The organism is Rhodosalinus sp. (assembly GCF_041685465.1).
In the GTDB taxonomy this organism is placed as follows: domain Bacteria; phylum Pseudomonadota; class Alphaproteobacteria; order Rhodobacterales; family Rhodobacteraceae; genus Rhodosalinus.
The window spans coordinates 1-12,436 of record NZ_JAWLFS010000071.1; the positions used below are offsets into that span (position 1 = coordinate 1).

A 12,436-nucleotide genomic window follows, 5' to 3' on the forward strand; every position below is an offset into this window, starting at 1 on the left:
CGTCGTTCAGGAAGTGGACGTCGAGAAGGAACGCATCTCGCTCTCGATCAAGGCCGTGGGCGGCGACAAGTTCGCCGAGGCCGTGGGCGGCGTGAAGCGTGGCTCGGTCATCACGGTGGTGGTCACCGCGATCGAGGACGGCGGCATCGAGGTCGAATACGAGGGGATGAAGAGCTTCATCCGGCGGTCCGATCTCTCGCGCGACCGCTCCGAGCAGCGGCCCGAGCGCTTCAACGTGGGCGACAAGGTCGACGTCCGCGTCACCAACGTCGATCCCAAGACGCGCCGCCTCGGCCTGTCGGTCAAGGCCCGCGAAATCGCCGAAGAGAAGGAAGCGGTCGAGCAGTACGGCAGCTCCGACTCGGGCGCCTCGCTCGGCGACATTCTCGGTGCGGCACTCAAGGGCGACGACTGAGCCCCGCGCATCCCGATCCGCGAATCGGCCCCCCGCGGTGCAGCGGGGGGCCTTTTTCGTGGCGCCCTGCAGCGCGCGCCGTGCCCGGGCACGGAAAAATTCGCGAATCCTGTGTGACCGGGCGCCCATCGTGTTTCCGCGCGGGCCGGTTTGTGCCTATAGTCGGGCGACAGCAAAGAGCGGCAGCGATCCGCGGGGGACGGACCGATGATCCGATCGGAATTGATACAGAAAATCGCGGAGGAGAATCCGCACCTCTACCAGCGCGACGTCGAGCGCATCGTGAACACCATCTTCGAGGAGATCACCGCGGCGCTCTCGCGCGGCGACCGGGTCGAACTGCGCGGGTTCGGCGCCTTCTCGGTCAAGAAACGGGATGCGCGCATCGGTCGCAATCCGCGCACCGGCGAAGCGGTGCAGGTAGAGGAAAAGCATGTACCCTTCTTCAAGTGCGGCAAGATGCTGCGCGAACGCCTGAACGGGAAACATCACTGAATGCGCTACCTCCGCTACGCCATCCTCGCCGTCATCGCGATCGTCCTCGTTTCGGTCGCGCTCGCCAACCGCGCCGTCGTGACGCTGGCGCTGCTTCCCGAGGCGCTCGAAGACCTCGCCGGCTGGAACGTCTCCGCCGAGCTGCCGCTCTTTCTCGTGATCCTCGGGGGCGTCGCGGCCGGCCTTCTGATCGGCTTCGTCTGGGAGTGGATCCGCGAGCACAAGCACCGCGCCGAAAAGGCCCGACAGCAGGCGGAGGCCAAGCGCCTGCAGCGCGAGTTGCGCCGGGCCAAGGTCAAGGGGGAGGAGGCCGACGAGGTCCTCGCCCTCGTCGACAAGCGGGCGGGCTGAGGCGGCCGTGACCCCCTCCGATGTGCGCGTGAAGATCTGCGGGCTGACCCGGCCCGCGGATGTCGCGGCGGCCGTGTCCGCAGGTGCGGCCTATGTCGGCTTCGTCTTTTTCCCGCCAAGCCCGCGCAGCCTGACGCCGGAGGGCGCGCGCGCGCTCGCCGTCGATGTTCCGCCGGGCGTCGCCAAGGTCGCGCTGACGGTGGACGCGGACGACGCCGCGCTTTCGGCGATCCTCGAGACGGCCCCGATGGACCTCCTGCAACTCCATGGCCGGGAGAGCCCGGAGCGTGTGGCGGAGGTGCGCGCGCGCTTCGGCCTGCCCGTGATGAAGGCGGTGGGCGTACGCGAGGCGGCCGATCTGGCGCAGATCGACGCTTACGCCGGGGTGGCCGACCAGATCCTCGTCGATGCCAAGGCGCCCGAGGGCGCGGCGCTGCCGGGGGGCAACGGGCTCTCCTTCGACTGGCGGCTGCTCGCCGGGCGCGACTGGGCGGGACCCTGGATGCTCGCCGGCGGGCTCACGCCTGGGACCGCCGCAGAGGCGATCCGGCGCACCGGCGCGCGCCAGCTCGACGTCTCCTCCGGCGTCGAGCGCGCGCCCGGCGAGAAGGACCCGGCGCGCATCCGCGCTTTCCTGGACGCGGCGGCGGAGGCCGTGGCTTAACCCCGTCTCAACCACGATGGGCGAGAGCAGGGCCATGCCGCAGCTGCCCGCCCATCTCACCCCCGACCTCTGGCTCGCGCAGCTCTTCGAGTCGCGCGAGGCGCGGCGCGGCGGCGTGGTCAAGCGGCAGATCCGCGACGTGGAGCGTATCGCCGGGCGCGCGGCCTTCCTCGCCGAGGTGGAGCGCCGCGGCTTCCAGGCGGTGGAGAACGGCCGCCACCTCGTCGTCTTCTGCAACGCCCGCCCCATCCGCCGCCTGCGCTGAGCGGTGCCGAAGCCGCTTGCAAGCGGCTTCGGCCAAGCGGTTTCGAAACCGCTTGGCCGCAAGGCGTTTCGAAACGCCTTGCGCTTGTTGCCACCCGGTCACGGCGCTAGAACGTCAGGAACACACCGGGAGAGCGCGCCATGCCAGAAGATCGGATCAACAGCTTCAGGAGCGGGCCGGACGCGCAGGGCCGGTTCGGCGATTTCGGCGGGCGTTTCGTCTCCGAGACGCTGATGCCGCTCATCCTCGAACTCGAGGCGGAATACGACCGCGCCCGCGACGACGCGCGCTTCTGGGCGGAGATGGACGATCTCTGGACCCACTACGTCGGCCGGCCGAGCCCGCTCTACTTCGCCGAGCGGCTGACCGAGCGTCTCGGTGGCGCGAAGGTCTACATGAAGCGCGACGAGCTCAACCATACCGGCGCGCACAAGATCAACAACGTGCTCGGGCAGATCCTGCTGGCGCGGCGCATGGGCAAGACCCGCATCATCGCGGAGACCGGCGCGGGCCAGCACGGCGTCGCAACGGCGACCGTCTGCGCCAAGTTCGGGCTGAAGTGCGTGGTCTACATGGGCGCGCACGACGTCGAGCGGCAGGCGCCGAACGTCTTCCGCATGAAGCTCCTCGGCGCGGAGGTCGTGCCGGTCACCTCGGGCCGCGGCACGCTCAAGGACGCGATGAACGACGCCCTGAGGGACTGGGTCACCAACGTGCGCGACACCTTCTACTGCATCGGCACGGTGGCCGGCCCGCACCCCTACCCGGCGATGGTGCGCGACTTCCAGTCGATCATCGGCAAGGAGGTGCGCCGCCAGATGACCGAGGCGGAGGGGCGCCTGCCCGACACGCTGGTCGCCGCGATCGGCGGGGGCTCCAACGCGCTCGGCCTTTTCCATCCTTTCCTCGACGAGCCGGATGTCGCCATCGTCGGCGTCGAGGCCGGCGGCAAGGGCGTGGACGACCAGATGGAGCACTGCGCCTCGCTCACCGGCGGGCGGCCGGGCGTGCTGCACGGCAACCGCACCTACCTCCTGCAGGACGGCGATGGCCAGATCCTCGAGGGCTACTCGATCTCGGCGGGCCTCGACTACCCGGGCATCGGGCCCGAGCACGCCTGGCTGCACGAGTCGGGGCGTGCGCAGTATGTCTCGGTCACCGATGCCGAGGCGCTGGAGGCCTTCCAGCTCTGCTGCGAGACGGAAGGGATCATCCCCGCGCTCGAACCTGCCCACGCCCTCGCCCACGTCATGCGCATCGCGCCCGAGCTGCCCTCGGATCACGTTCTTTGCATGAACATGTGCGGGCGGGGCGACAAGGACATCTTCACCGTCGCCCGCGCGCTTGGAGTGGAGCTGTCGGGCTGAGGCTGCGCGACCTCAGCTTTCGCTGAGCGCATGCGTCTCGAGCACGTCCATCGGCACCACCTCGAGCGCGCGGGCATGCGTCGCGGTCAGATTCACCCGCGGCGCGCACCCCTCGTCATGCGCCTGCAGGAAGCGGCTCGCGCAGAGGCACCAGTGATCGCCGGGCTTCAGCCCCGGAAACCGGAACTCCGGCCGAGGGGTCGAGAGGTCGTTGCCGACATACTTGGAATAGGCGAGGAACTCCTCGGTCATCACCGCGCAGACCGTATGGCTGCCCTGATCGGCGGCGCAGGTGTTGCAGTGCCCGTCACGGAAGAAACCCGTCAGCGGGCTGGTCGAGCAGGACTCCAGCGGCCCGCCCAAAACGTTCTCGGAGGGGTCCATCTCCATGGCGTTGCTCCCTTTCGATGGCGCGGAGTGTAGCGGCCCGCGGCGGCGTGGCAACCCGCCCTCGCTCAGGGCAGGTGCGCCGGCCCCTCCCAGCGGATCCAGCGGCCGTGGAAATCCGCCCGGCCGAGCGCGAGCGCATGGTCGCCGGGCCAGAGCCGGAGCGTGAGCGCGGCGCCCTCGGCATTGCCATCGGCCTCCATCGCGAGCCAGGCGAGCGGCGCGTTCCGCGTCGCCGCCGCGGCGGCGCGCGTGATCGCGGCGGCCGCGCGGGCCTGCGTCGCCTGCGGGAAATACTGCCAGGCGATGGTGTGGAAGATCAGGTGCAGCCGTCCGGGCCGCGGCGCGGCGCGCCCGGCCTCCAGCCAGTCGGCCGCGTCGCCGGCGTCCACCGGCGCGGTATCGGCTGCGATGGCGGCCCGCGTCCGCGCGAGGCGTTCGGGCTGATCGGCCCAGAGATAGGCGAGGAGGCGCAGCCGCCCTTCCGCCGTCGAGACATCGAGCGGCATCCGGTCCACGCCGCGGCGCTCGGTCACCTGCACGTCGGCCTCCGGGGGGAGGGGCCCCTCCCACGCCGGCGCGAGGGTGAGCACCGGATCGGCCGGGCCGTAGCGCCGCCCGCCGATCTCGAGCGCGAATCGGTCGAGCCCGAGGTTCAGCCCGCCGCTCGCGCCCAGTTCGGAGAGGGCCAGCGGCAGGGGATGGCGCGCGGCGAGCCAGCGCGCGGCGGCGGCGACGACCGCGGCCCGGCGCACCTCGTTCGTCTGCGGGGCGCGCGCTGTCCACTCGAGGAGAAACCCGGCGTGCCGCGTCAGCGCGTCCGCGACCGCGGCGCGGAGCGCGGCCTCCGAGGGCTCGGCCGGCGGATAGACCGCCGAGAGCGCCGGATCGCGCCCCGAAAGGTGGAGCGCATGCAGCCCGCCCGCCACGCGCAGGGGCAGGGACGCCCCCGCCGGCCCGAGGTCGCCCGCATACCCCGCCCATGGCCGGGCGAGGGGGCTTTCGCCGTCCCAGAGATCGGCGAGCGCCGCCATCAGTCGCGCCATGAAGGGCGAGCCGAGCCGCGCGCAGGCCCGCCCCTGCGCGCGGAAGGCGCCGGGGACGCTCACTTGAAGCGGTCCACCAGCTTCTGCAACGGCGAGCGCGGGTCGGCCTCGGGCTCGGCCTCCTTCGGCGCGGCGCGCGCCGGTTTCGTCGGCGCCTCGGTGCGGGCCGGCGCCGCCCGTTGCGCCACGGCGTTCTGAAAACGGCTCTGGTCGCCTGCGGCCAGATGCGGCGCCCCGTCCGCGACCCCGCGCAGCACGTCGTCGAGCCAGTCGGCGTCGGCCTTGCCGAAATCGTGCAGCACGTAGCCAGAGACGAGCTCCTTGCGCCCCGGATGCCCGATGCCGAGGCGCACGCGGCGGTAACCCTCGCCGATGTGGGCGTGGATCGAGCGCAGCCCGTTGTGCCCCGCGTGCCCGCCGCCCTGCTTCACCCGGACCTTGCCGGGCGCGAGGTCGAGCTCGTCATGAAAGACGGTCACGTCCTCGGGGTCGAGCTTGTAGAAGCGCATCGCCTCGCCCACCGACTGCCCCGAGCGGTTCATGTAGGTCGACGGCTTGAGAAGGATCACCTTCTCGCTGCCCAGCCGCCCCTCCGCGACCTCGCCCTGGAACTTGGCCCGGAACGGCGGGAAGCCGTGATCCGCCGCGATCCGGTCCACGGCCATGAAGCCGATGTTGTGCCGGTTCCGCGCGTATGTCGCCCCCGGATTGCCGAGGCCCACGAAGAGTTGCATGCCGCCGCTCCTTGCTGGCCGTGTCTGCCGGGTCTAGATGCCCGGAAACGCCACGAAAGGCCAGACGGGGAGACATGCGATGTATCTGACGATGAACCGCTTCAAGGTGAAGCTCGGGCAGGAGGCCGCCTTCGAGGAGGTCTGGACCCGCCGCGACAGTCACCTGAAGAGCGTGCCGGGCTTCAAGGCCTTCCACCTGCTCAAGGGCCCGGAGAAGGACGGCTACCGCCTCTACGCCTCGCACACGGCCTGGGAGAGCGAGGATCACTTTCGCGACTGGACGCGCTCGGAGGCCTTCCGCGAGGCGCACAAGGGCGCCGGCGGGCACGCCGATCTCTACCTCGAGGCGCCGGAGCTCGAGGTCTTCGAGACGGTGCAGACGCTCGACTGAGACGAAAACGGCGGGTCCGCCCGGGCCCCGCCGCTCGAAGCGCTCCGCGTGCGGGCGTTCAGCCCTCTTCGGTCTCGCCCTCGCCCTCTTCGCCGTCCTCGGCGGCATCCGCCGAGCGCAGGCCCGAGGGCGCCTGGATGTTGGCGATGACGAAATCGCGGTCGATCGTCGGCTTCGCGCCCTTCGGCAGCTCGACCGACGAGATGGTGATCGTGTCGCCGATCTCCAGCCCGGAAAGATCGACGGTGATGTGGTCCGGGATGTCGCCCGCCGTGACCATGAGCTCGACCTCCGGGCGCACGACCGTCAGCACGCCGCCGCGCTTCAGGCCCGGAGCGCTCTCGTGGCCCACGAAGTCCACCGGGATGAACAGGTTGATCTTCGTCGTCCGGCGCAGGCGCAGGAAGTCGACGTGCATGGGCAGGTCCTTGACCACGTCGCGCTGCACCGCGCGGCAGATCACGCGCACGTCCTCGTGCCCCTCGACCTTCAGGTTGAAGAGCGTCGAGAGGAAGCGGCCCCTGGTGAGCTTGCGCATCAGCTCGTTGAAGGGCAGCTGAATGGGCAGCGGATCGGCCCCGCCGCCGTAGACGATTCCAGGAACCAGGCCCTCTCTGCGGGCCTGACGAGCGGCGCCCTTGCCCGACCCCGTCCGTTCCTGGACAACAAGATCCGGAATTTCTCCAGCCATGATGTCTCTCCGATATGAAAAGGCGGGGTGCCTCCAAGGCTGTCACCCCGCGTGAAGCCGCGCGATTAGCCGGGATCGCCCGCCTTGGCAAGGGCGAAACGCCCGCGCTTGCCGGCCGGTCGGGGGCGTGGCAAGGCCACTGCGATGCAGATGCTCGCCGATCTCCGCCTGACGCGCGCGCCGGCCGCGGCCTTCGCCGCGATGGGCGTCTTCTGGGGCACGGTGGCGGCCACGGCGCCGGCGCTCAAGCTCCGGGCCGGCCTCGGCGACGCGGAGCTCGGCCTCGCGCTGCTGATGGCGACGGGCGGCGCGGCGCTCGCGCTCCTGGTCGCGGGACGGGCCGACCGCACCTTCGGCATCGGCGCGACGCGCCTCGCCGCGCTTGCGCTGGGCGTGGCGCTGGCACTTCTCGGACTGGCGACGACGCCGCTCGCGCTCGCCGGCGCGCTGCTCCTCGGCGGCACGGCGACGGGGCTTCTCGACGTGACCGTCAACCTCCGCCTCGCCCGGCTCGAGGCGCTGGCGGGGCGCGGGCTGATGAACCTCGCGCACGGGCTCTACGCCTTCGCCTACGCGGGCGGCGCGCTCGCGGCCGGACTGGCGCGGGAGGGGCAGGCCCCGCTGCCCGCGATCCTCGGCGCCGCGGCGCTCGTCCCGCTTGCGCTGACCCCGGTCATCCGCGGGCGGGACGGCGACGCCGGCGCCGGCGAGACACGGCCAGCGGCCCGCGTCCCCCTCGCCCCCGGCCTCGTCGCCGCCGGCGGTGCGGTGATGATCGTGGGCTTCCTCGCCGAGGGCGCGTCCGACGGCTGGGCCGCGCTCCACCTCGAGCGCACGCTCGGCGCAGGCGCGGCGGCGGGCGCGCTCGGCCCCGTCATCCTCGGCCTCGCGCTCGGCACGGGGCGGATCGCGGCGCAGGCGATGCTCCGCCTCGCCGACGAGGCGCGCCTCCTCCGCGCGGCCGCGGCGGTCGCCGCCGTGGGCACCGCGCTCGCGGCCTGGGCGCCCGGGCTCGCGCTCACCTACACGGGGTTCGCGGCCATGGGCCTCGGCGCCTCGGTGATCGTGCCGCTCTGCCTCGCGCTGGTCGGGCGCGGCGCGGGCGAGGCCGCGCGCCCGCGCGCCATCGCGGCGGTCTCCTTCCTCGGCTACGCCGCCTTCTTCTTCGGCCCGCCGCTGATGGGGCTTCTGGCCGAGTGGCGGGGCCTCTGGCTCTCCTTCGCCTGGGTCGCGGCGAGCCTCGCGCTCGTCCCCCTCGCCCTCGGCCCCTGGCTCGCCCGGGCCGCGCGCCGCGGGTGACATCCCGCGTCGCCCGCGTGCAGATCCCCGGTCCTTCTTCTTGGTGGAAATATCCCGGGGGAGCAGCGCGCCCAGGGGCGCGCGGCGGGGGCAGCGCCCCCCCTTGTCCGGCACCGGCGTCCGGCGCCTCAGCCGGTCTGCCAGACCCCCTCGAAGTCACGCGGCACGAGCAGCACGTCGCGGTCGAGCGCTTCGACCCGGCGGCGTCCGCAGAGCGCCATGGAGGTGTCGAACTCCTTGTGCAGGATCTCCAGCGCCTTCGTCACGCCGGCCTGTCCCATCGCGCCGAGGCCGTAGACCCAGGCGCGGCCGACCCAGGCGCCCTTCGCGCCGAGGGCCACGGCCTTCAGGATGTCCTGGCCCGAGCGCACGCCGCTGTCGACGTGCACCTCGATCCGGTCGCCCACCGCGTCGAGGATCGCGGGCAGCGCCCGGATCGAGGAGAGCGCGCCGTCGAGCTGGCGGCCGCCGTGGTTGGAGACCACGATCGCGTCCGCGCCCACGTTCAGCGCGGCCTTGGCGTCCTCCGGGTCGAGGATGCCCTTCAGGATCACCGGCCCGTCCCATTGCTCGCGGATCGCCTTGATCTTCTCCCAGTCGAGCGCCGGGTCGAACTGTTCGTTCGTCCACGACATGAGCGAGGCCGGGTCGGAGACGCCGTCGACGTGGCCGACGATATTGCCGAACTGCCGGCGCCGGGTGGAGAGCATCTCGATCCCCCAGCCCCATTTCGTGGCGAGGTTCAGGAGCGTCGCGGGCGTGAGCTTGGGCGGCGCGGAGAGGCCGTTCTTGATGTCCTTGTGGCGCTGGCCGAGGATCTGCAGGTCGAGCGTGATGACGAGCGCCGAGCAGCCCGCCGCCTTCGCCCGCTGGATCAGGCGGCGGACGTAATCCTCGTCCTTCATGGTGTAGAGCTGGAACCAGAAGGGCCGTTCGGTGTGCGCGGCGACGTCCTCGATCGAGCAGATCGACATCGTCGAGAGCGTGAAGGGCACGCCGAAGCGCTCCGCCGCGCGCGCGGCCTTGATCTCGCCGTCGGCGCTCTGCATCCCCGTCAGCCCCACGGGCGCGAGCGCCACCGGCATCGCCGCGTCCTCGCCCACCAGCGTCGTCGCGGTGGAGCGGTCGCGCATGTCCACGGCGACCCGCTGGCGCAGCCGGATCTCGCGGAAGTCCTCGGTGTTCTCGCGGTAGGTCTGCTCGGTCCAGCTGCCCGAATCCGCGTAGTCGTAGAACATTCGCGGCACGCGGCGCTGGTGGAGCCGGCGCAGATCCTCGATATCGGTGACGACCGGCATCGGACCCTCCTCCCCTGATCCCGCTTGCGCATAGCAATGCGCCGCTGGTCGGGCAAGCGCGCCGCGCAGGGCCGCGGCATGGGGGTGGGCGGGGCCACGGCGCGCGCCGGACGGCCGCGGCCACGTCGGCCACCGGCGCCGGCGCGCCCCGCTCAGTCCGGCAAGACCTTGCCCGGGTTCATCACGCCCGCCGGGTCGAGCGCCGCCTTGATCGCGCGCATCGCGGCGAGCGCCGCCGGGTCCTTGCGCCGGCGCATGGAGGCGCGTTTCGCCTGCCCGATGCCGTGCTCGGCCGAGAAGCTGCCGCGCATCTCGCGCACGATCTCCTCGACCGCCTCCACGATCGCCTCCTTCAGCGCCGCGTCGTCGCGCGAGAGGCGCACCGCGTAATGCACGTTGCCGTCGCCGAGGTGCGCCACCGCGAGCGGCACGGCCGCGGGATCGAGCGCGGCCACCGCCGCCTCAGCCCGCGCGAGGAAATCCCCGACCCGGTCGAGCGGCACGGCGAGGTCGTTGACCGCCACCGGCCCCGGGGCGAGCACCACCTCCGCCGCCCGCTCGCGCCGCGCCCACATCTCGGCGCGCTGCGCCGCGTTCTGCGCCACCACCGCGTCACGGACCGCGTCCGCCTCGAAGAGATCACCGAGGATCTTCTCCAGCTGCGCCTGCACCGGCGTCGCCCCGTCGGGACCGGGCGTGGCATCGCGCGGCGCGGTGGCGCCGACCTCGATCAGCAGGTTGACCTCGTGGCGCGCGGCGAAGGGCGGGCGCACCGACGGGTCGTGCGCCGCGAGCGCGTCGAGGTAGCGCCCCGGCATGTATTCGCAGGCCTCGACGGCGCCGCCCGTCTCCGCCTGCAGCCGGTTGAGGAGGGCGAGCCCGTCCTCCACCGATGGCACCGCCACCATCGCCGTGGCGTAGGCGCGCGGTTCCGGCACCAGCTTGAGCACCGCCGCCGTGATCACCCCGAGCGTCCCCTCGGCCCCGATCAGCAGGTCGCGCAGGGCGTAGCCCGAGTTGTCCTTGTGCAGCTCGCTCATCAGGTCGACGACCTCGCCCGTCGGCAGCACCGCCTCGATCCCGAGGCAAAGATCGCGGGCGTTGCCGTAGCGCAGCACGTTCGATCCGCCCGCGTTGGTCGAGAGCACCCCGCCGACACGCGCCGACCCCTGCGCGCCGAAGCTCAACGGAAAGGCGAGGTCGTGCGCCTCGGCCGCCGCATGCAGATCGGCGAGGATCACGCCGGCCTCGACGACGGCGACGCGCGCCTCCGGCCGGATCGCGCGGATACCGGTCATCCGCTCGACCGAGAGCAGGATCGCGCCGTCCGCCGCGCCGCCCCCGGTGAGCCCGGTGTTGCCCGCGAGCGGGACCACCGGCACGCCCACCGCGTTGGCGAGGCTGACGATCTGCGCCACCTCGGCCGTCGTGCCCGGCCGGACCACGCAGAGCGGCGCGGAGACATGCGCGCCGGTCCAGTCGCGGGCGTGGCCCGCGGCGTCCGCGCCGGTCAGCACCTGCGCCGTGCCCACGATGTCCCCGAGCGCCCCGATCACCTCCGACATGCCGTCCTCCCGCCGATTGCGCCCCCTTGTCGCCCGTCGCGCGGGACGCGCGCAAGTGGCGCCAAGCGGGACGCAGGCAAGTGGCGCGGCCCGCGATCAAGGGGCCCGGCGCGTGACCGAACTCAGGCGCGGTGCGCGCCCGCGGCCAGCCTGCGCACGTAGTCGAGCACCTCGGCCACCGGTTTTCCTTCGGCGATCTCCGCCACGATCGCGCTGCCCACGACGCAGCCGTCGGCGACCCCCGCGATGCTCTCGGCGGCCTCCGGCGACCGGATGCCGAAGCCCACGACCACCGGCAGGTCGGTCGAGGCCTTGATCCGCGCGACCTCCGGGCCGACCTCGCCCGCCTGTGCGGCGGCCGCGCCGGTGATGCCGGTCACCGAGACGTAGTAAACGAAGCCCGAGCTGTTCTCGAGCACCTTCGGCAGGCGCTTCGCGTCGGTGGTCGGCGTGGCGAGGCGGATGAAGTCGATCCCCGCCGCGAGCGCCGGCAGGCAGAGTTCCGTGTCCTCCTCCGGCGGCAGGTCCACGACGATGAGCCCGTCGACGCCTGCCTCCCGCGCGTCGGCGAGGAAGCGGTCCACGCCGCGGTTGTAGATAGGGTTGTAGTAGCCCATCAGCACGATCGGCGTCGTGTCGTCGCCCTCCCGGAAAGCGCGCACCATCTCGAGCGTGCGCTCCAGCGTCTGCCCGCCCGCAAGGGCGCGCTGGCCCGCCGCCTGGATCGTCGGGCCATCGGCCATCGGGTCGGTGAAGGGCACGCCGAGCTCGACGATGTCCACGCCCGCGCCGGGCAGGCCCTTGACGATCTCGAGCGAGGTCTCCGCGTCCGGGTCGCCCGCCATCACGTAGGAGACGAAGGCGCGGCGCCCTTCGGCGCGCAGCCTCTCGAAGGTGGCGGCGATACGGCTCATCGGTGACCTCCCATGTTCGCGGCGATCGCTCTGCCCCAGCGCCGCGGGGAAATCAATGGGCGCTGCGCGGCGGGAGGTTTTGCACCGCGAGCAAGACAGCGTCCGATCTCGACAGCCGCCCGACGCGCCCGCCCTGGCGGAGGAGGCGGCCCCGGACCAGGTGCCCGAGCCCGCCTCTGCCGCCGAAACGGCGACGCCGGCGCCTGCGGCGGCACCGGACCCCGCCCCAACGGCCGAGACGGCGACGCCGCAGCTCCTCCCGCCCGCGCGACCGCGGCGTGTCTTGGGGCCTCAACCCCTGCGGACGGTGAAGCGGGTGTGGTCGCCCTGCGCCTCCGTGGCCTCCAGCGCGTGGCCGGCCTCGGCGCAGAAGTGGGGCACGTCGATCGCCGCCATCGGATCGTCGGCGAGCAGCGCGACCCGCGCGCCGGGGGCCGCCTCGGCGAGCCTCTGTCTCAGCCGCAGGACGGGAAGCGGGCAGCGCAGGCCCCGGGCGTCGATCTCCTCGGTCATGGGCGGGGCATAGTCCCCGGCGCGCCCCGCGTCCACGGCTG

Annotated in this window: 16 protein-coding genes; 8 read left to right on the forward strand and 8 right to left on the reverse strand. The window is 72.5% G+C overall.

All coding sequences use genetic code 11. The features are described from left to right. The 6 genes from ACESL7_RS06640 to trpB form a co-directional block, all read left to right on the forward strand. Positions 1 to 415, forward strand: a 415-nt coding sequence (locus ACESL7_RS06640; RefSeq protein ID WP_372892531.1) for a S1 RNA-binding domain-containing protein, incomplete at its 5' end; no start/stop codon positions are given. Positions 416 to 622: 207 nt separating this feature from the next. Then, positions 623 to 910, forward strand: coding sequence for an integration host factor subunit beta (gene ihfB / locus ACESL7_RS06645; protein ID WP_372892532.1), 288 nt, complete (start codon positions 623 to 625; stop codon positions 908 to 910). Continuing rightward, the gene (locus ACESL7_RS06650; RefSeq protein ID WP_372892533.1) at positions 911 to 1,261 is read left to right on the forward strand and encodes a lipopolysaccharide assembly protein LapA domain-containing protein; all 351 of its coding nucleotides are present in this window, start codon (positions 911 to 913) and stop codon (positions 1,259 to 1,261) included. Between the two features lie 7 nt (positions 1,262 to 1,268). Continuing rightward, a complete protein-coding gene (locus tag ACESL7_RS06655; protein WP_372892534.1) occupies positions 1,269 to 1,925 on the forward strand; it encodes a phosphoribosylanthranilate isomerase in 657 nt (218 codons plus the stop codon). A gap of 34 nt (positions 1,926 to 1,959) precedes the next feature. Then, a complete protein-coding gene (locus ACESL7_RS06660; RefSeq protein WP_372892535.1) occupies positions 1,960 to 2,190 on the forward strand; it encodes an N-(5'-phosphoribosyl)anthranilate isomerase in 231 nt (76 codons plus the stop codon). 140 nt (positions 2,191 to 2,330) lie between these two features. After that, positions 2,331 to 3,557: a tryptophan synthase subunit beta gene (gene trpB, locus ACESL7_RS06665; protein ID WP_372892536.1), complete on the forward strand. Its 1,227-nt coding sequence runs from the start codon at positions 2,331 to 2,333 to the stop codon at positions 3,555 to 3,557. A 12-nt stretch (positions 3,558 to 3,569) separates the two neighbouring features. Here trpB and ACESL7_RS06670 read toward each other — a convergent pair whose 3' ends face one another. The 3 genes from ACESL7_RS06670 to pth form a co-directional block, all read right to left on the reverse strand. Next, complete coding sequence (locus ACESL7_RS06670; protein WP_372892537.1) at positions 3,570 to 3,947, reverse strand: DUF2237 family protein; 378 nt, start codon at positions 3,945 to 3,947, stop codon at positions 3,570 to 3,572. 65 nt (positions 3,948 to 4,012) lie between these two features. Continuing rightward, a complete protein-coding gene (locus tag ACESL7_RS06675; RefSeq protein WP_372892538.1) occupies positions 4,013 to 5,053 on the reverse strand; it encodes a DUF2332 domain-containing protein in 1,041 nt (346 codons plus the stop codon). After that, on the reverse strand, positions 5,050 to 5,724 hold the full coding sequence (gene pth, locus ACESL7_RS06680; RefSeq protein WP_372892539.1) for an aminoacyl-tRNA hydrolase: 675 nt from the start codon (positions 5,722 to 5,724) through the stop codon (positions 5,050 to 5,052). The genes ACESL7_RS06675 and pth overlap by 4 nt, the downstream gene beginning before the upstream one ends. Positions 5,725 to 5,803: 79 nt before the next feature. Here pth and hmuQ point away from each other — a divergent pair, with 79 nt between their 5' ends. Next, entirely contained in the window at positions 5,804 to 6,115 is a 312-nt protein-coding gene (hmuQ, locus tag ACESL7_RS06685) for a heme-degrading protein HmuQ (RefSeq protein ID WP_372892540.1), read from the forward strand. Between the two features lie 58 nt (positions 6,116 to 6,173). Here the strand turns inward: hmuQ and ACESL7_RS06690 are convergent, their stop codons facing one another. After that, positions 6,174 to 6,806 carry a 50S ribosomal protein L25/general stress protein Ctc gene (locus ACESL7_RS06690; protein WP_372892541.1) on the reverse strand — a complete coding sequence of 211 codons (633 nt, stop codon included), beginning with the start codon at positions 6,804 to 6,806 and terminating at the stop codon, positions 6,174 to 6,176. A 144-nt stretch (positions 6,807 to 6,950) separates the two neighbouring features. On the opposite strand from ACESL7_RS06690, the gene ACESL7_RS06695 reads away from it, so the two are divergent. Next, the gene (locus ACESL7_RS06695) at positions 6,951 to 8,105 is read left to right on the forward strand and encodes an MFS transporter (RefSeq protein WP_372892542.1); all 1,155 of its coding nucleotides are present in this window, start codon (positions 6,951 to 6,953) and stop codon (positions 8,103 to 8,105) included. Between the two features lie 128 nt (positions 8,106 to 8,233). Here the strand turns inward: ACESL7_RS06695 and ACESL7_RS06700 are convergent, their stop codons facing one another. The 4 genes from ACESL7_RS06700 to ACESL7_RS06715 all read right to left on the reverse strand — a co-directional run. Further along, the gene (locus ACESL7_RS06700; RefSeq protein ID WP_372892543.1) at positions 8,234 to 9,403 is read right to left on the reverse strand and encodes an alpha-hydroxy acid oxidase; all 1,170 of its coding nucleotides are present in this window, start codon (positions 9,401 to 9,403) and stop codon (positions 8,234 to 8,236) included. Between the two features lie 152 nt (positions 9,404 to 9,555). Continuing rightward, positions 9,556 to 10,968, reverse strand: a complete 1,413-nt coding sequence (locus tag ACESL7_RS06705; RefSeq protein ID WP_372892544.1) for an FAD-binding oxidoreductase — start codon at positions 10,966 to 10,968, stop codon at positions 9,556 to 9,558. Between the two features lie 122 nt (positions 10,969 to 11,090). Beyond that, entirely contained in the window at positions 11,091 to 11,882 is a 792-nt protein-coding gene (gene trpA, locus ACESL7_RS06710) for a tryptophan synthase subunit alpha (protein WP_372892545.1), read from the reverse strand. Positions 11,883 to 12,173: 291 nt separating this feature from the next. Continuing rightward, positions 12,174 to 12,436 (reverse strand): sulfurtransferase TusA family protein (locus ACESL7_RS06715; RefSeq protein WP_372892546.1); only part of this gene is annotated, 263 nt, incomplete at its 5' end.